Annotated in this window: 18 protein-coding genes and 1 pseudogene; 13 read left to right on the top strand and 6 right to left on the bottom strand. The window is 70.6% G+C overall.

All coding sequences use genetic code 11. The features are described from left to right. Window positions 1–71 precede the first annotated feature (71 nt). The 5 genes from ACQ86J_RS12280 to ACQ86J_RS12260 all read left to right on the top strand — a co-directional run bounded on the left by ACQ86J_RS12280 (window position 72) and on the right by ACQ86J_RS12260 (window position 3,000). A complete protein-coding gene (locus tag ACQ86J_RS12280) occupies window positions 72–809 on the top strand; it encodes an ABC transporter permease (protein WP_431271319.1) in 738 nt (245 codons plus the stop codon). A gap of 13 nt (window positions 810–822) precedes the next feature. Then, a complete protein-coding gene (locus ACQ86J_RS12275) occupies window positions 823–1,515 on the top strand; it encodes an ABC transporter permease (protein WP_431271318.1) in 693 nt (230 codons plus the stop codon). Beyond that, window positions 1,455–1,733: an ABC transporter permease gene (locus ACQ86J_RS12270; RefSeq protein WP_431271317.1), complete on the top strand. Its 279-nt coding sequence runs from the start codon at window positions 1,455–1,457 to the stop codon at window positions 1,731–1,733. Before ACQ86J_RS12275 ends, ACQ86J_RS12270 begins: the two co-directional genes overlap by 61 nt. A 441-nt stretch (window positions 1,734–2,174) precedes the next feature. Then, on the top strand, window positions 2,175–2,399 hold the full coding sequence (locus tag ACQ86J_RS12265) for a hypothetical protein (protein WP_431271316.1): 225 nt from the start codon (window positions 2,175–2,177) through the stop codon (window positions 2,397–2,399). A gap of 55 nt (window positions 2,400–2,454) precedes the next feature. After that, window positions 2,455–3,000, top strand: coding sequence for a YSC84-related protein (locus tag ACQ86J_RS12260; RefSeq protein ID WP_431271315.1), 546 nt, complete (start codon window positions 2,455–2,457; stop codon window positions 2,998–3,000). On the opposite strand, the gene ACQ86J_RS12255 is transcribed toward ACQ86J_RS12260, so the two are convergent. Further along, a complete protein-coding gene (locus tag ACQ86J_RS12255; RefSeq protein ID WP_431271314.1) occupies window positions 2,987–4,411 on the bottom strand; it encodes a helix-turn-helix domain-containing protein in 1,425 nt (474 codons plus the stop codon). The two genes, ACQ86J_RS12260 and ACQ86J_RS12255, sit on opposite strands and share 14 nt — an antisense overlap. A gap of 147 nt (window positions 4,412–4,558) precedes the next feature. Between ACQ86J_RS12255 and aceA the strand changes: the two genes are divergently transcribed. Together aceA and ACQ86J_RS12245 are read left to right on the top strand one after the other, a co-directional pair. Then, window positions 4,559–5,881, top strand: coding sequence for an isocitrate lyase (gene aceA / locus ACQ86J_RS12250; RefSeq protein ID WP_431271313.1), 1,323 nt, complete (start codon window positions 4,559–4,561; stop codon window positions 5,879–5,881). Between the two features lie 73 nt (window positions 5,882–5,954). Then, window positions 5,955–6,158 carry a hypothetical protein gene (locus ACQ86J_RS12245; RefSeq protein ID WP_431271312.1) on the top strand — a complete coding sequence of 68 codons (204 nt, stop codon included), beginning with the start codon at window positions 5,955–5,957 and terminating at the stop codon, window positions 6,156–6,158. A 41-nt stretch (window positions 6,159–6,199) separates the two neighbouring features. Here the strand turns inward: ACQ86J_RS12245 and ACQ86J_RS12240 are convergent, their stop codons facing one another. The 5 genes and pseudogenes from ACQ86J_RS12240 to ACQ86J_RS12220 all read right to left on the bottom strand — a co-directional run bounded on the left by ACQ86J_RS12240 (window position 6,200) and on the right by ACQ86J_RS12220 (window position 9,836). Then, a complete protein-coding gene (locus ACQ86J_RS12240) occupies window positions 6,200–6,829 on the bottom strand; it encodes a DUF1345 domain-containing protein (protein WP_431271311.1) in 630 nt (209 codons plus the stop codon). Further along, window positions 6,826–7,806: a threonine ammonia-lyase gene (locus ACQ86J_RS12235; protein WP_431271310.1), complete on the bottom strand. Its 981-nt coding sequence runs from the start codon at window positions 7,804–7,806 to the stop codon at window positions 6,826–6,828. Before ACQ86J_RS12235 ends, ACQ86J_RS12240 begins: the two co-directional genes overlap by 4 nt. Window positions 7,807–7,886: 80 nt before the next feature. Beyond that, window positions 7,887–8,282 carry a DUF2382 domain-containing protein gene (locus ACQ86J_RS12230; protein ID WP_431271309.1) on the bottom strand — a complete coding sequence of 132 codons (396 nt, stop codon included), beginning with the start codon at window positions 8,280–8,282 and terminating at the stop codon, window positions 7,887–7,889. Between the two features lie 70 nt (window positions 8,283–8,352). Continuing rightward, window positions 8,353–8,487 (bottom strand): annotated as a pseudogene (locus ACQ86J_RS12225) (DUF2382 domain-containing protein); the annotation flags it as partial. Window positions 8,488–9,434: 947 nt separating this feature from the next. Further along, window positions 9,435–9,836 carry a YsnF/AvaK domain-containing protein gene (locus tag ACQ86J_RS12220; RefSeq protein ID WP_431271308.1) on the bottom strand — a complete coding sequence of 134 codons (402 nt, stop codon included), beginning with the start codon at window positions 9,834–9,836 and terminating at the stop codon, window positions 9,435–9,437. 257 nt (window positions 9,837–10,093) lie between these two features. Here ACQ86J_RS12220 and ACQ86J_RS12215 point away from each other — a divergent pair, with 257 nt between their 5' ends. The 6 genes from ACQ86J_RS12215 (at window position 10,094) to ACQ86J_RS12190 (ending at window position 16,287) form a co-directional block, all read left to right on the top strand. After that, window positions 10,094–11,401: an ABC transporter substrate-binding protein gene (locus ACQ86J_RS12215; protein ID WP_431271307.1), complete on the top strand. Its 1,308-nt coding sequence runs from the start codon at window positions 10,094–10,096 to the stop codon at window positions 11,399–11,401. A gap of 133 nt (window positions 11,402–11,534) precedes the next feature. Next, window positions 11,535–12,416, top strand: coding sequence for a carbohydrate ABC transporter permease (locus ACQ86J_RS12210; RefSeq protein WP_431271306.1), 882 nt, complete (start codon window positions 11,535–11,537; stop codon window positions 12,414–12,416). Beyond that, a complete protein-coding gene (locus ACQ86J_RS12205) occupies window positions 12,413–13,318 on the top strand; it encodes a carbohydrate ABC transporter permease (RefSeq protein WP_431271305.1) in 906 nt (301 codons plus the stop codon). Before ACQ86J_RS12210 ends, ACQ86J_RS12205 begins: the two co-directional genes overlap by 4 nt. 5 nt (window positions 13,319–13,323) lie before the next feature. Further along, complete coding sequence (locus tag ACQ86J_RS12200) at window positions 13,324–14,427, top strand: ABC transporter ATP-binding protein (protein WP_431271304.1); 1,104 nt, start codon at window positions 13,324–13,326, stop codon at window positions 14,425–14,427. Window positions 14,428–14,451: 24 nt separating this feature from the next. Further along, window positions 14,452–15,537 carry a malate/lactate/ureidoglycolate dehydrogenase gene (locus tag ACQ86J_RS12195; RefSeq protein ID WP_431271303.1) on the top strand — a complete coding sequence of 362 codons (1,086 nt, stop codon included), beginning with the start codon at window positions 14,452–14,454 and terminating at the stop codon, window positions 15,535–15,537. After that, window positions 15,538–16,287, top strand: coding sequence for a hypothetical protein (locus ACQ86J_RS12190; protein ID WP_431271302.1), 750 nt, complete (start codon window positions 15,538–15,540; stop codon window positions 16,285–16,287). Window positions 16,288–16,303 lie beyond the last annotated feature (16 nt).

The following is a 16,303-nucleotide window of genomic DNA, read 5'->3' as shown; positions in this document are numbered from 1 at the left end:
GCAGGTCCGGCGCGACTACGGCCTCGACAAGCCCTTGCTCGTCCAATTCTGGGCTATGGCTGTCGAAGGTCGTGGTCGGCGATCTCGGCCGCTCCCTGGCGACGGGGCGGCCGGTCTGGGCCGACCTGCATTCCGCCATCGGCAACACGCTGATGCTGGCCTTCGCCGCGTCGACGCTCGGCTTCGTCCTGGGCTGCGTGCTGGGCGGGCTGGCCGGCACCTTCCGCGGCTCGGTGCTCGACCGCACTGCGGTCGGCGTCGCGGTCGCCGGCGTCTCGGTGCCGCATTACTGGCTGGGCATGGTCATGGTGGTGATCTTCTCGGTCCAGCTCAACTGGCTGCCGGCCATGGGGGCGGGGCCGGGCGGATCATCGGATTGGGGCTGGGACTGGGACCATGTGAAGCACCTGGTGCTGCCGATGGTGACGCTTTCCGTCATCCCGATGGGCATCGTGACGCGCACCGTGCGCGGCATCGTCGCCGAGATCATGAACCAGGAATTCGTGGTAGCCCTGCGCGGCAAGGGGCTGACCCGCTGGGGCGTCTTCCTGCACGTGGTCAAGAACGCCGCGCCGAACGCCCTGGCGGTTATGGGCCTGCAGCTCGGCTACCTCATGGGCGGCTCGATCCTGGTGGAGACGGTCTTCTCCTGGCCGGGGACGGGGCTGCTGCTGAACAGCGCCATCTTCCAGCGCGACCTGCCGGTGCTGCAGGGCACGATCCTGGTGCTGGCGATGTTCTTCGTGGTTCTGAACCTCTGCGTCGACCTGATGCAGACGGCGCTCGACCCCCGGATCAAGCGCGGCTGAGGAGGCTATACGCATGAGCACCGCCACCACCCCGACCGCCGCGGAAGCCGAGCTCGCCGTCCAGGCAAGGCAGGCTGAGGCGAGGTCCGAAGGCTATTGGGCCGGCGTCTGGAAGCGTGTCCGCCGCGACCCGGTCACCATCGTCTGCGGCGGCATGCTGCTGCTGATGCTCCTGGCGATCGTCTTCGCCCCGCTGATCGCGCCGCACGACCCCTACCAGGGCAGCATGATCCGCCGGCTCAAGCCGATTGGCACGCCGAACTACCTGCTCGGCACGGACGAGCTGGGGCGGGACATCCTGACGCGGCTGCTGTTCGGCGGACGGCTGTCCTGGTTCATGGGCATCGCGCCGGTCGCCATCGCCTTCGTCATCGGCACGACGCTCGGCGTCATCGCCGGCTTCGTCGGCGGCCGGGTGAACATGGCGATCATGCGCACCACGGACGTCTTCTATGCCTTTCCGTCCGTGCTACTGGCGGTGGCTATCTCCGGTGCCTTGGGGGCGGGCATCTTCAACGCCATCCTTGCGCTGACGCTGGTCTTCATCCCGCAGATCATCCGGGTGGCGGAGAGCGTGACCCAGGGGTGCGCAACCTCGACTTCGTCGACGCGGCACGGGCCTCGGGCGCCTCGGGCTTCACCATCGTGCGGGTGCATGTGCTGGGCAACGTGCTGGGGCCGATCTTCGTCTATGCGACCTCGTTGATCTCGGTCTGCATGATCATCGCCTCCGGCCTCAGCTTCCTCGGCCTCGGCACCAAGCCGCCGGAGCCGGAATGGGGGCTGATGCTGAACACGCTGCGGACGGCGATCTACGTGCAGCCCTGGGTGGCGGTGCTGCCGGGCGCCTGCATCTTCGTGACCAGCATCTGCTTCAACCTGCTGGCGGACGGGCTGCGGCAGGCGATGGACGTGAAGGGGTAGCGGCCTGCCACCCGCCGCCCGGCCCTATGCGGCCGGGCGGCAACCCGGCCGGGCAGGGGACGTTACGGCGGCAAGCAGCGTTCCCGGAGGCTCCGATGCAGACCCTCACCCGCCGCCATCTCTCCCGTGTCGCGCTGGTTGCCGGCGCGCTTGCCGCCCCCGCGGTTGCCCCTCCGTCGCCCGCGCCGCGACGCGGCGCGAGATCGACGCCGACGTCGCCAGCGCCCTCGTCCGCCTGCGTGCGCTGCCGAATACCGAGCCGCTGCTGCACCAGGCGCGTGCCACGCTGATCTTCCCGCGCATCATCAGCGGCGGCTTCATCGTCGGCGGCCAGTACGGCGAGGGCGCGCTGCTGCGCGGTGGTCGGACCGAGGGCTACTACTCCATCGCAGGCCTCTCGCTCGGTGCCTGCTCGCCGGCGCGCAGGCGGCCGGGCTGGCGATGTTCTTCATGCAGGAGAGCGCGCTGGCCGCGCTGCAGAAGGCGGATGGCTGGGAGATCGGCACCGGCCCGAGCGTCGTCGCCCTCGACAAGGGGCTGCAGGCCAATGCGTCGATCACCACGCTGACCGAGCCGGTCTATGCCATCACCTTCGGCCAGCAGGGGTTGATGGCGGCACTTGCCCTGAACGGCACCAAGATCACGAAGATCAACCCCGGCGCTTGATGTTGCGCCGCCGGCGCGGGCGGGCGTAAACCGGACACCATTCCGGGGAGGACCCATGCCGCTCACCCGCCGCTGCCTTGCGGCCCTTGCGCTGCCGCTGCTCGCCCTGCCGGCCCCCGCCCGCGCTGCCAGCAGGCGGGAGATCGACGATGCGGTCGCACCCGCCCTGGCGCGGCTGCGCGAGCAGGAGGGCACCCGCATCCTGGCCGACAATGCAAAGGCCATCCTGGTCTTCCCGCGCATCATCCGCGGCGGCTTCGTCTTCGGCGGCCAGTACGGCAACGGCGCGATGATCGAGGGCGCCGAGACCACCGGCTACTACAACATCGCCGGCGCCAGCTTCGGCCTGCAGATCGGCGCGCAGAGCTACGGCCTGGCGATGTTCATCATGACCGAGGCGGCGCTGGACTTCTTCCGCAAGAGCCAGGGCTGGGAGATCGGCACCGGCCCGAGCGTGGTGGCGCTGGATGCCGGCCTGGCCGGCAGCCTGACCTCCACGACGATGAGCCAGGACGTCTATGCCGTGACCTTCGGCCAGCAGGGGCCGATGGCGGCGCTCACGTTGGATGGGCAGAAGATTTCGCGGATCACGCCGGAGTAAGCTTCCGCTTCGGCGGCTCGAACCGGTAGGGCGCGTCACTCGCCACCATCGGGTCAAGCGAGAGCCGGTGCTCGAGCGGCGGGAAGGCCCGGCTGCGGCAATCCGTCCGGTCGCACAACCGGCAGGACAGGCCGATGCCGACCATCGCCTTCTCGAGGTCGAGCCCGTCGCCGTAGACGACCTCGCTCGCCCGGCCGATGTCGCAGCCCATGGCGACGACATAGACCGGCGGCGGCTCGCCCCAATGCGCCGCGACGCCATGCACTGTGCGGGCGAAGCACAGGAAGCTACCCCCGTCCGGCAGCTGCGCCAGCTGCACCCGCACGGTGCCCGGCGTGCCGAAGGCCTGGTGGACGATCCATTTCGGGCAAGAGCCGCCGAAGCGGGCGAAGGGGAAGCCGGCCGCGGCCAGCCGCTTGCCGACATTGCCGGCGGGATCGACGCGCAGGAAGAAGAAGGGCACGCCGCGCTGCGCCGCCTCGCCCGGGCGCTGCATGGTCGTCAGCCGATGGCAGGCCTGCTCGAAGGAGACGCCGAAGCGCGCCGCCAGCGCTTCCAGGTCGTGCCGCAGCTCGCGTGCCGCCGCCAGGAAGGGGCCGTAGGGCATCAGCAGCGCCGCCGCAGCGTAGTTCAGCAGGCCGATGCGGATCAGCTGCGCCGCCTCCGCGGAGGAGGGCTCGAATCCCGCCATCGCCGCCTGCACCGAATCACCGGCCTCCAGCAGCATCAGCTGGAAGGCCAAATGGAAGCCGCGGCTCTCGCGCGGCAGCGTCTCCGACAAATCCAGCCGGCGGCCGGCCGGGTCGTAGCGCCGGAGCGCGCCGGGCAGGGCGGTGACGCTGACGGAAAGCCCGTGCTTCTGCCGCAGCCGCTGCGCCACCGCATGGTTCATCTCCGACGGCGCGGTGACGCCCATCTCGGCGGCGATCGCTTCCGCCGCCTGCTCCAGGTTGGCGAAGTGGTTGCTGCGGTCATGGAAGAAGTCGCGCGCTTCCTCGGTCGGCAGCAGGATCCGCCGCCCCGTCGGCAGGGCGATGCCGCCGGAGTCTTCCCGCGCCACGCGCCAGGCGCGGTACAGCGCCAGCATGGCCCGCGCCGCGTTCGGCGCGCTGCCGGCCAACGTCGAGACCTCCTCTTCCGGCACCTGGTCGAGGCCGAGCAGCGGATCGGCCATGACCTCGCGCAGCCCGGTCTCGATCGCCTTCTCCCGCATGCCGGACAGCGCGGCGATGTCGACCTGCAGCGCCTCGGTCAGCTTGATCAGCAGGGTGGCGGTGACCGCCCGCTGGTCATGCTCGATCAGGTTCAGGTAGCTGGCCGAGATGCCGAGCCGGGCGGCGAGGGCCTGCTGCGCCAGCCCCTTCTCCTGCCGCAGCCGGCGGACGGTCCGGCCGATCAGCGCACGCGCCATGCTTCACTGCCTTTACTAAATCCACAAATGCACTGTTAAAACGGCAACTGCTTTGCCGCTTTTCACAGCAATAGGAGCTCAACTTCGGCGCCGCAATGTGAATTATTGACCCTGCAGGCCGGGACCGCCGGCCCAGGAGAACACGTGATGCGCCAGACACCCGCCCCCACCCATGCGCCCGATGGCAGCTTCGGCGGCGGCCGCCCCGAGCCCGGCCGCTTCGACGGCATCCGCCGCGACTACACCCCGGCGGATGTGGCCAAGCTGGCCGGCAGCTTCCGGATCGAGCATACCCTGGCCGACATGGGCGCACGGCGGCTCTGGCAGCTGCTGAAGACCGAGCCGCAGGTGACCACGCTCGGCGCGCTGACGGGGATGCAGGCGCTGCAGCAGGTGAAGGCCGGGCTGAAAGCGATCTACCTCTCGGGCTGGCAGGTGGCGGCCGATGCCAACACCGCCGGCACCATGTACCCCGACCAGTCGCTCTATCCCGTGGACAGCGTGCCGAACGTGGTGCGGCGGATCAACAACTCGCTGCGCCGGGCCGACCAGATCGCGGTGCAGGAAGGCAAGGGCGATACCACGCACTGGATGGCGCCGATCGTCGCCGATGCCGAAGCTGGCTTCGGCGGCGCGCTGAACGCCTATGAGCTGATGCGGGCGATGATCGATGCCGGCGCCGCCGGCGTGCATTTCGAGGACCAGCTGGCCTCCGAGAAGAAGTGCGGCCATCTCGGCGGCAAGGTGCTGGTGCCGATCGCCCAGCACATCCGCACGCTGAACGCCGCGCGCCTGGCGGCCGACGTGGAGGGCGTGCCGACCGTGCTGCTCTGCCGCACGGATGCCGAGAGCGCCCAGCTGCTGACGAGCGACGTCGACGAGCGCGACCGCCCGTTCATCGGCAACGACCGCACGCCGGAGGGCTTCTTCCGCATCAAGCCGGGCTGCGGCAAGGACTACGCCATCGCCCGCAGCGTGGCCTATGCGCCCTACGCCGACCTGCTGTGGTGGGAGACCTCCGACCCCGACCTGAACGACGCGCGGATGTTCGCCGAGGCGATCCAGCGCGAGTTCCCGGGCAAGATGCTCGCCTACAACTGCAGCCCGAGCTTCAACTGGCAGCGCAAGATGGGCGTCGAGGCGGCGACCAAGTTCCAGCGCGAGCTCGGCGCAATGGGCTACAAGTTCCAGTTCGTGACCCTGGCCGGCTTCCACAGCCTGAACCTGTCCATGTTCAAGCTGGCGCGCGGCTACAAGGACCGCGGCATGGGCGCCTACAGCGAGCTCCAGCAGGCCGAATTCGCGGCGGAGTCCGAGGGCTTCACCGCGGTGCGCCACCAGCGCGAGGTGGGGGTCGGCTACTTCGACGCCGTCGCCACCGCGGCCGGCGGCGGCCAGTCCAGCACCACCGCGCTGGCGACCAGCACCGAGGCGGCGCAGTTCCACGACGAGCACGCCCCGGCGCACTGACCACCTGGTCCCGCTCCGGGCGACCGGGGCGGGACCGCCTCCAAGCGGCTCCCCACCACAAGGAAACGGTCCCATGTCCAACGACGATTACGACGACGGCCTGGTGCACTCCCATGGCTGGGCGACCGAGCCGCCCGTCCCGGCGGCCGGCCCGATGCGCCGCGGCGCGGAGATCGCCGCCGCCATGTCGGCGCACCCCGAGGAGGAGCCCTATGACGACGGGCTGGTCCACAGCCATGGCTGGGCCTGCGGCGAGCGCGGCCAGCCGGCGCGCTGAGGCCGAGTGGGGCGCGGGGGCAGCGGCCTCCGCGAACCGCGCTATCCGACCAGCCCCGCCGCCACGTTCACCGCCGCCGCCAGGATGACGACGTTGAACAGGAAGGACACCAGCGCATGGACCAGCGTGAGCTGGCGCAGCAGGCGCTTGGAGACGGCGACGTCCGAGGTCTGGAAGGTCATGCCGATGGTCAGGGCGAAATAGAGAAACTCGCCGAAGGCCGGCTCTTCGTCGCCGGGGAAGTCCAGCCCACCGCCGGCCTGCCAGTATTCATGCGCGTAGCGCACCGCGAAGAGCAGGTGCACGAAGACCCAGGACAGCCCGATCGAGAGCAGCGCCAAAGCCACCTCCGCGGTGCCCATCCGCCCGGATTTCGAGGCGAGGAACCAGGCGACGGCGGCGATCGCGGCGATGGCGGCGGCGAGGCTGGCGGCCAGGACCGCGCCCTCGCCCTCGTCCAGCAGCTCGGCCCTCCGGCGCATCTGCACCGGCGTCGCACGGCGCATGTAGCGCAGCGTCGCGGCGACATAGGACAGCGTCGCGCAGCACCAGCCGACCAGCAGCGCGGTCTGCAGCGGCAGGCCGAGCGCGGCGCCCAGCCCCACCAGTAACGCACCGAGACCTGCCGCAGCCAGCAGGATGGGCCGGTGCCGCAAGCCGAGCCGCATCATGCCGCGGTCAGCGCCTCCGCGAAGACCGCCGGGTCCACATTGCCGCCGCTGATCACGACGCCGATGGTCCGCCCCCTGGTGTCCAGCCTGCCGGCCAGCACGGCGGCCAGCGCCACGGCGCCGCCCGGTTCCGCCACGATCTTCAGGTGGTCGAAGGCGAAGCGCATGGCGCGCAGCACCTCGGCCCGGGTCACCGCGAGGCCGCCCGCCAGGCGGGGGTGGTTGATGGCGAAAGTGAGGGCGCCCGGCTGCCGCGACAGCAGCGCGTCGCAGAAGCCGTCGCCCTTGCCGTCGGCCGGGATGCGCCGGCCGGCCTCGAGGCTGGCGCGGGTGTCGTCCCAGCCCTCCGGCTCGACCGCCCAGACCTCCGCCTCGGGCGCCAGCGCCTCGGCCGCCAGGGCGCAGCCGGCGATCAGCCCGCCGCCGCCCGTGCAGACCGCCAGCGCGTCGAGCGCAAGGCCGAGCGGCTTCGCATCTTCGATCAGCTCCATCGCCACCGTACCCTGGCCGGCGATGACATGCGGGTGGTCGAAGGGCGGGATGAGCGTCGCGCCGCGAGCCTCGGCCAGATGCCGGGCGAGCGCGTCGCGGTCCACACCATGGCGGTCGAAGGGGTGAATCTGCGCGCCCCAGCGGCGGGTGCTCTCGACCTTGATGCCCGGCGCATCGGCCGGCATGGCGATCAGCGCCGGCATCCCCAGCATGTGCGCGGCACAGGCCAGCGCCTGGCCGTGATTGCCGGAGGAATGCGTCACCACCCCGGCGCGGCGCGCGGCGGGGTCCAGCAGCAGCGCGGCATTGGTCGCGCCGCGCAGCTTGAAACTGCCGGTCCGCTGCAGCGGCTCCGGCTTCACCAGCACGATGCCGCCGGTGAGCTCGTCCAGCAGCCGGTGGCGCAGGATCGGCGTCCGCACCACCTTGCCGCGCAGCCGGGCCGCCGCGGCCTCGACCTCGGCGAAGCTCACGCTGTCACTCATGCTGCCCGTCCCCGCTGCGCCGCGGCGACCTGGCCGGCATCGCAACGGCGGCGCCGCGCCTAGTCTCCATCGGGCCATCGTCACTCCCGCCGGGGCGGCGGGCAAGGTGGGGCGCGGCACTGCGGCGGATTGCTTGCGAGGATGAAACGCGACACCGCCGTAGCGTGTAGTTTCCAGAGCAGATCCAGGCGGCCGGGCATTCGTGCCCTCCCGCCATCGGTCCTAGCGGATCGGGTCGCGGTCCGGCGGGGTCGCCTGGGGCGGGGTGGCCTGGGGGAAGCCGCGCGGGCGCGGTCGTCCTCGATCTCCACCTCGGTGTGCCGGACGCTGTCGCGGACGGTCTCGGTGCGTGCCTCGGCGGTCTTCCGCAGCACCACCTCCTCGCGCACCCGGGCCTCCTTGTCGACCACCGCCTCCTCGGCGGATCTCGGTCGCCTCGACCACGCGGTCCTGGAAGCCGCCGCGGTCGGCCTCACCGAGCGGGCGGTCGACCGGGCGGCGATCCACCTGGACGTGTTCCTGGCGCAGGGTCACCTGCTCCTGCGCCGGGGTCTCGACCACGTAGCTGCGGACCCGGACGCTGCCATGGCTGACATCGCGCTTGCCGACATGAAGCCGCTCCTCGACCAGCGGGATCGCCTCGCCCGTGTGGCCGTTTCCGGACACGGCACTGCCGGCCATGGGCGCCGGGCCGCCCGCGGCGCCGCCGGCCGACGAGAGGCCAGTTGAAGCGCCACCGGCCGGCGGCGTGGCGCGACCTGGCAGCGGCGCCTGGCCGGCGGCGGCGCTGCCAGCGGCCGGGCCGGCCCCGCTGCCCGGGCCGTCACTGCCCATTGCCGCGGCACGCGCCGCGTCGGCGGTCGAGCCGCGCAGCGCCGAGGTGCTGCTGCCCGCGCCCGCCGCCGCCAGCGCCGCCGGCCCGGCCGGCCGCACCGGCGGGGAGGAGGCGATGCCGGCATTGATCGGCTTGGTGATGTCCTCGTCGGTGCTGCGCGCCCCGACATAGCTTGTGCCGGCATAGGTCGAGCCGACGCCCTGCCGTTCTGGCGTGTCGCGCGTCGCCGCCGTGCTGCCGATGGCGCTGCCGCCGCCGGTCCAGCCGTGCTCCGCCGCATCCGGGTTCACCGCCGGCAGGCTGTCCGCCGTGGCGCTGCTGCCCGCCGACCTGCCGCCGATCAGGCCGCCGCCGCCGGTCCATTCGCCGGCGGCGCCCACGGTGTCGGTGCCCGCGGCACCGGCTTCCGCGCCACCCGTCCCGCTGCCGCCGCTCCAGCCGCCGGCGCGCCACTCGGCCTCGCGCGCGTCGAGGTCGACGGCGCCGTGCCGCTCGAAGGCATTGACCACCGGTTGGACCATCGCTTCCGGCACCTCGGCCGAGACCAGCACGCCGCCGCGGCGGACGCCCTCATGGTACAGCGCGCGGTCCTCCTCCGGCATGAAGAGCGACCGCAGCGAGGCGAGGAAGCCGTGCGGCGGCGCGTCCTGCGCCTGATCCGGTCCGGCGGCATGGATCTGCACGCGGTCGCGGTCGAGGCTGTGGTCCTGGACCACGGCCGCGACCGCGCGCTCCGCCTCGGGGCGGCTGTCGAACAGGCCGGTGATGGTGCGCATGATGTTTGTCTCCTCCTTCAGGGTGTGCGGTGCGGTGCCAGGGCCGGGGGCAGTCGCTCGATCGCCGCTGTCTGCCGGCGCAGCGTCATCGGGATCGTCTCGGGTCGTTCTTCGACACGGAGGCGCACGCGCACCTCCTCCCGCAGCACCAGCCGGCGTTCGACCACCAGCACCTCCTCCATCACCGGGATGACGAGGGTGTCGCCCTCCTCCCGAACCGATGGCGCTTCGGCCACCTGGCGGCCAACCGGCACGCGCTCCACCTCGACGCTCCGGTGGCGCAGCACCTCCTCCACCAGGCGGGACTCCTCGGCGGTGGTGACGGAGACGCGGACGCGACCCGTCTCGCGCTGTTGCTTAGCTATACGAAGTCTTTCCTCAAGTAACGGAATGACCTGCTCGGCCGCTTCCTGCTCCATGCGATGTCCCTTGGCGCGCTGCGGCCTCAACGGTGGCGATGCCGCCGATGTTCCGCCCGGCACCGCATCGTCACCCTGGTTGCGGCGAGGTGACGAGGCGGCCCCCGTTGTCACAGCCCTGGCGCCGGGCCATGTTGCGGGCCGGGGCCGAAACAGGCCCGGCAGGACGTCCGGCGGGGTTCGCCCGTCACGCAGGGAGGATACAGATGGCAGGTAATCGCTTGAGCCGGCGTACGGTGCTTCGGTCCGGTGCGGGCGTGGTCGCAGCCGGCACGCTCGCCGCGCCGATGGTCCATGCGCAGGGCACGGGCGGTTCGCTCCGCTTCGCCTTCTGGGACCACTGGGTGCCAGGCGGCAACGACGCGCTGAAGAAGCTGGCCGCCGACTGGGGCGAGAAGAACCGCGTCAACGTCTCGCTCGACTTCATCAATACTACCGGCAACCAGCTGCAGCTGACCGCCGCCGCGCAGGCGCAGTCGGGCAACGGGCATGACGGCATCTCGCTCACGCCCTGGGATGTCGGTGCCTATTCCGACAAGCTCGAGCCGGTGGACGAAGTGATCCAGCGGCTGGAAGCCAAGTACGGCACCATCAACCCGGTCGCCAAGTTCCTGGCCGTCCACGGCGGCAAGTGGCGCGGCATCCCGGCCACCTCCGGCACCCAGAACAAGCCGGCCTGCGTCCGCTTCGACCTGATGCAGGAGCATGCCGGGATCGATGTCCGCGCCATGTGGCCCGCCAGCGGCGAGCGCGGCCCGGGCGCCGACACCTGGACCTGGGACACCTTCCTGAAGGCGGCCGAGGCCTGCCACAAGGCCGGCGTCCCCTTCGGCCTGCCGATGGGCCAGTTCTCGGACGCGGTCGACTGGGTCGGCGCACTGTTCCTCAGCTACGGCGCGCAGATCACCAACGCCAAGGGCGAGCCCACCATCAAGGGCAACGAGAAGCTGAAGCAGGCTATCGACTACGGCGTGCGGCTGTCGAAGTTCCTGCCGAACGACGTCTGGGCCTGGGACGATGCCTCCAACAACCGGGCGCTGATCTCCGGCAAATCGGCGCTGGTCTTCAACCCGCCCTCCGCCTGGGCGGTGGCCAAGCGCGACAACATCGCGGTGGCGGAGAAGTGCTGGACCATCCCGATGCCGGCGGGCCCGGCCGGCCGCTTCCTGGCCTACCTGCCCTTCACCACGGGCATCTGGTCCTTCGGCAAGAACAAGAACGCGGCCAAGGCGATGCTGGAATTCTTCAGCCAGCGCGAGAGCGCCGAGTTCACCACCAATACCAGCGGCGGCTACGACATCCCGCCCTTCGCCACCATGTCCGACTTCAAGATCTGGGAAACCCAGAACCCGCCGGTCGGCACCATCGCCAACTACCCGCTGAAGCCACACCACCAGGCGAAGACCTCGATCGCCTTCGACCCGGCGCCGCCGGAGTTGGCCTCGCAGATGTACATCCAGGCGCTCAACACCAAGGTCATCGCCCGCGTCGCCCAGGGCGGCGAGACGATCGACCAGGCGATGGGCTGGCTTGAGCGCGAGATCAACAACATGCGCCGGGGCTGAGCCAGGGCGTCATGCTTCGGGGGCAGCCGCGCGCTGTCCCCCTTTTCGCTATTTGAGCAGGAGAGGCCGCCATGGCCCTGGATGCCACCACCATCACCGAGGCCGGGCGTCCCGCAACGCCGACCACCGGGGGATGACGCTGCAGCGCTTCGCGCGGCGCCGCTCGACCATCGCCTTCCTGATGGCGTTGCCGCTGATCGCGGTGATTGCCGGGCTGGTCGCCTGGCCGGCCGGCTATGCCATCTACCTCTCCACCCTGAACCGGCGGATGACCAGCTTCATCGGCCTCGGCAACTTCGAGATCCTGCTGGATTCCGAGACCTTCCGGATGGTGATCTGGCAGAGCTGCATCTTCGCCATCACCGCCGTCGTGCTGAAAGCGCTGCTCGGCTTCTGGCTGGCGCATATGCTGCACCACATCCCGACCAAGGGGCAGCGGGTCTGGCGCGGCATGCTGCTGCTGCCCTGGGTAGTGCCGCCGGCGCTGTCGACGCTCGGGTGGTGGTGGATGTTCGACCCCAGCTATTCCAGCCTGAATTGGCTGCTGACCTCGATCGGCGCGCCCGCGGTGCCCTGGCTGGGCGAGCCCGGCTGGGCCCGCGCCTCGGTCATCATCGTCAATGTCTGGGCGGGGACGCCCTTCTTCATGATCATGTACCTGGCGGCGCTGAAGTCGGTGCCCGACCAGCTGTATGAAGCCGCGGCGATCGACGGCGCCACCGGCTGGCAGGGGCTGCGCTTCGTCACCCTGCCGATGATGCGCAACATCATCAGCATCACGGTGCTGTTCAGCCTGATCGTCACCTTCGCCAACTACGACATCGTCCGGGTGCTGACCAATGGCGGGCCGCGCGACCTGACGCATGTCTTCGCCAGCTACGCCTTCCAGGTGGGCGTGCTGTCCGGCAACATCCCGCGCGGCGCCGCGGTGTCGCTGTTCATGTTCCCGCTTCTCGCCATCGTCGCCTTCTTCATGTTGCGCGGCGTCAACCAGCGCAACCGGGAGATGGCATGATGTCGGCCTCCGCAGCCTCCCCTTCCGCCGTCATCCCGGGCCTCGCCCGCAAGGTCGGCTCGCTCCGGAAGGAGCGCCGCTGGGCGCTGATCACCGCCTATGTCTCGCTGGTCGTCGCCGCCATCGTCATGCTGGCGCCGCCGGTCTACATGCTGATCACCAGCCTGAAGACCAGCGCGGAGATCTCCAACCCCACCGGCTCGCCCTGGCTGGTGCGGAGCCCGACGCTTGAGAACTACTGGGCGCTGATCAGCGACCCGATGTTCCGAGGCTTCTTCTTCAACAGCATCAAGATCACCGTGGCGGTGGTCTGCATCACCATGGTGATCTCGGTCCTCGCCGCCTTCTCGCTCGCGCGGATGAAGTTCTTCGGCAGCGGCTTCCTGGCGACCGGGGTCTTCCTGACCTACCTGGTGCCGGACACGCTGCTGTTCATCCCGCTCTATCAGATCGTCGGCGGGCTCGGGCTGCTGAACTCGATCTGGGGCCTGGTGCTGGTCTACCTGACGCTGACGGTGCCCTTCTGCACCTGGATCATGATCGGCTACTTCGCCTCCATCCCAAAGGAGCTGGATGAGGCGGCGCTGATCGACGGCGCCAATTGGATGCAGATGCTGACCAAGATCTTCATCCCGGTGGCGCTGCCCGGCATCATCGCGGCGACGATCTTCGCCTTCACCGTGTCCTGGGCGGCCTTCGTCTATCCCACCGCCTTCATCACCCGTCCCGACGAGATGCCGCTGACCATCGGCGTCGTCTCCCAGCTCATCCGCGGCGATACCTTCGCCTGGGGCCAGCTGATGGCGGGCGCGCTGCTGGCGGCGCTGCCGCCGGTCATCGTCTATGCGTTCCTCATGGATTACTACATTGCCGGCCTGACCGCCGGCGCGACGAAGGGCTGACCCCGATGGCGCAGGTTTCGATCCGCAAGGTCGTCAAGGAATACGAAGGCGGCGTGCAGGCCGTGAAGGGCATCGATCTCGAGATTGCCGACCATGAGTTCGTCGTCCTGGTCGGCCCCTCCGGCTGCGGCAAGTCCACCACGCTGCGGATGATCGCGGGTCTCGAGGAGATCTCCGGCGGCGAGATCGCCATCGGCGGCGGCGTGGTCAACGACATCCCGCCGCGCGACCGCGACATCGCCATGGTGTTCCAGAACTACGCGCTCTATCCGCACATGTCGGTCTACGACAACATGGCCTTCGGCCTGATGCTGCGGAAATTCCCGAAGGAGGAGATCAAGCGGCGGGTCGAGAACGCGGCGCAGATCCTCGACATCAAGGTGCTGCTGGACCGCAAGCCGAAGGCGCTCTCGGGCGGCCAGCGGCAGCGCGTGGCGATGGGCCGCGCCATCGTCCGCGACCCGAAGGTCTTCCTGTTCGACGAGCCGCTCTCGAACCTCGATGCCAAGCTGCGCGTGCAGATGCGGACCGAGATCAAGAAGGTCCACCAGACCGTCAAGACCACCACCGTCTACGTCACCCACGACCAGGTGGAGGCGATGACGCTGGCCGACCGCGTGGTGGTGATGAACCACGGCGTAATCGAGCAGGTCGGCCCGCCGCAGGAGCTCTACCACAACCCGCAGACCAAGTTCGTCGCCGGCTTCATCGGCAGCCCGGCGATGAACTTCATCCCGGCCCGGCTCACCGAGGCCTCCGGCGCGCTGAACCTCGAGCTGTCCTCCGACATCGTGCTGCCGATCCCGGCCGACCGCACCGCCCGCTACCAGGCGCATGCAGGGCGCGAGCTGCTCTTCGGCATCCGGCCGGAGCACCTGACCGAGGTCCGCCCGAACGACCATCGCCCCAACCTCGCCAGCTTCCACGCGACGCCCGAGGTGGTCGAGCCGATGGGCGCCGAGACGCTGCTGCACTTCTGGAAGGACGGGCACGAGATCTGCGCCAAGTTCGACCCGGGCGTCCCGGCCGAGCCCGGCGTCAGGATGCCGATGGCGGTCGACATGAACCGCATGCACCTGATCGACCCGAAGACCGACCGCGTCCTGTAATCGCGCCCGCCCCAGGGAAGACCCATGGCCAGCTATACCCCGGTGCTGATCGGCGCCGACACGCTAGAGACCCTCGTCGCCAACATCTTCGTCGCCAATGGCTGCGCGGCGGCGGAGGCCGGGCGGATCTCCCACCATTTGCTCGGCGCCAACCTCGCCGGGCATGACAGCCATGGCGTGGTCCGCGTGCCCCGCTATGTCGAGTGGCAGCAGGCAGGCTACATCCTCGCCGGCCAGTCGGCCGAGATCGTCACCGATGGCGGCGCCTTCGCGCTGCTCGACGGCAAGTTCGGCTTTGGCCAGACCGTGGCGCCGGAGGCCTGCGCGCTCGGCATCGAGCGCGCGCAGAAGCACGGCACCGCCATCGTTGCGCTGAAGAATGCCGGCCATGTCGGCCGCATCGGCGCCTATGCCGAGCAGGCGATCGCCGCCGGCCTCATCTCCATCCATTTCGTCAACGTCGCGGGGTCCGTGCTGGTCGCGCCTTTCGGCGGGACGGAGCGGCGCTTCTCCACCGCGCCCTTCAGCGTCGGCGTGCCGACCGACCCGCCCGTCGTGCTCGACTTCGCCACCTCGCTGGTCGCAGAGGGCAAGGTCCTGGTCGCCTCGAACGGCGGCAAGGCGTTGCCGCAGGGCGCGCTGATCGAGCCGGACGGGACCCTCTCGGCCGATCCGCACACCCTCTATGGACCCTACGAGCAGGTCGGGCCGCGCAGCCCCTCCGCCGGGCTTGGCGCCATCCGCGCCTTCGGCGAGCACAAGGGCTCGGGCCTCGCCTTCATGTGCGAGCTGCTGGCCGGCGCCTTCACCGGCGGCGGCACCTCGGGCCCGGTCGACGCGCGTGGCCGCATCGCCAACGGGATGCTGTCGATCTACATCTCGCCGCAGCATTTCGGCACCGCCGCCGAGTTCAAGCGCACCGCCGAGGACTATGTCGCCTGGGTGAAGTCCTGCCGCGCCGATACCCCGGGCGGCGAGGTGCTGGCGCCCGGCGAGCCGGAGGCGCGGCTGCGCGCCGAGCGCCTGGCCAAGGGCGTGCCGCTGCAGCCCGACACCTGGGAGAGCATCGTCCGGTGCGCCCGGGCGCTTGGCGTGACCGTCCCGAACTGAATGTCGGAGGACCAGACGCCGGCGGCGCGCTACCTGCGCTACGCCGCGATCCGCCGCGGCCTTCTGAGCGCGGCCTCGCAGCGCATCCCGCTCGCCAGCGTCGCCAGCCAGGCCCGGGCGCTGACCCTCTGGGACGGCAAGCAGGTGCGGCCGGCCGATGAGATGCAGCTCGCCGCGGTCTTCGACCTCGGCGTGCTCGATCCGGTTGGCGGCCATGGCCGCGCCCTCGAGCGCCAGGCGCGGGCCGACCCACCGGTGCCGGGCAGCGAGGAGGACCGCATGCTGCGCGCGCTCGGCGAGGCGCGCTTCGGCCTGTACCGCATCCTTGGCCCGCGGGTGGAGGGCGGCGTCTCAGCCGAGGCCTTCCCGGACGGCACGCCGCTGGTGATCTGGGACAACCACCTGGCGCGCAACCGGGCGCCGGGCGCGCTGGTCGGGCTCCGGCTGGCCTTCCCGGATGACGACCTGGCGATGACCTGCGGCACCGCCATCTCGCTCGACAGCCGGGCGCTGGAACGCCTCCTGCTCGGCACGCCGCCGCAGCGCGGACCGGTGCTGCCGAGCCTGCCGCTGGCGGAGGACGGGCCGGCGGTGGAGCGGCTGGTCGCCGAGCCCGCGGCGCGGCTGCGGCTGGCGGCGCTGGCTGCGGCGCCGGGCTTCGCCGCCAAGGTCACCCGCACTGCCCTCGATCTCGGCCTGATGGGCCCGGTGCCGGGCCGCACCCCGGCCGAGCTGCTGCCGCAAGGCTGAGCCGTCACGGAGTATC

This window comes from Dankookia sp. P2 (assembly GCF_050632255.1).
In the GTDB taxonomy this organism is placed as follows: domain Bacteria; phylum Pseudomonadota; class Alphaproteobacteria; order Acetobacterales; family Acetobacteraceae; genus Paracraurococcus.
The sequence above is the reverse complement of the archived record's forward strand: the minus strand, read 5'-3'. Positions and strand labels throughout refer to the sequence as shown.

Coding starts and splice junctions, on each gene's coding strand:
- ACQ86J_RS12275 (WP_431271318.1), top strand. CDS start 823: ATGAGCACCGCCACCACCCCGACCGCCGCGGAAGCCGAGCTCGCCGTC.
- ACQ86J_RS12265 (WP_431271316.1), top strand. CDS start 2,175: ATGTTCTTCATGCAGGAGAGCGCGCTGGCCGCGCTGCAGAAGGCGGAT.
- ACQ86J_RS12260 (WP_431271315.1), top strand. CDS start 2,455: ATGCCGCTCACCCGCCGCTGCCTTGCGGCCCTTGCGCTGCCGCTGCTC.
- ACQ86J_RS12255 (WP_431271314.1), bottom strand. CDS start 4,411: ATGGCGCGTGCGCTGATCGGCCGGACCGTCCGCCGGCTGCGGCAGGAG.
- aceA (WP_431271313.1), top strand. CDS start 4,559: ATGCGCCAGACACCCGCCCCCACCCATGCGCCCGATGGCAGCTTCGGC.
- ACQ86J_RS12245 (WP_431271312.1), top strand. CDS start 5,955: ATGTCCAACGACGATTACGACGACGGCCTGGTGCACTCCCATGGCTGG.
- ACQ86J_RS12240 (WP_431271311.1), bottom strand. CDS start 6,829: ATGATGCGGCTCGGCTTGCGGCACCGGCCCATCCTGCTGGCTGCGGCA.
- ACQ86J_RS12235 (WP_431271310.1), bottom strand. CDS start 7,806: ATGAGTGACAGCGTGAGCTTCGCCGAGGTCGAGGCCGCGGCGGCCCGG.
- ACQ86J_RS12220 (WP_431271308.1), bottom strand. CDS start 9,836: ATGGAGCAGGAAGCGGCCGAGCAGGTCATTCCGTTACTTGAGGAAAGA.
- ACQ86J_RS12210 (WP_431271306.1), top strand. CDS start 11,535: ATGACGCTGCAGCGCTTCGCGCGGCGCCGCTCGACCATCGCCTTCCTG.
- ACQ86J_RS12205 (WP_431271305.1), top strand. CDS start 12,413: ATGATGTCGGCCTCCGCAGCCTCCCCTTCCGCCGTCATCCCGGGCCTC.
- ACQ86J_RS12200 (WP_431271304.1), top strand. CDS start 13,324: ATGGCGCAGGTTTCGATCCGCAAGGTCGTCAAGGAATACGAAGGCGGC.
- ACQ86J_RS12195 (WP_431271303.1), top strand. CDS start 14,452: ATGGCCAGCTATACCCCGGTGCTGATCGGCGCCGACACGCTAGAGACC.
- ACQ86J_RS12190 (WP_431271302.1), top strand. CDS start 15,538: ATGTCGGAGGACCAGACGCCGGCGGCGCGCTACCTGCGCTACGCCGCG.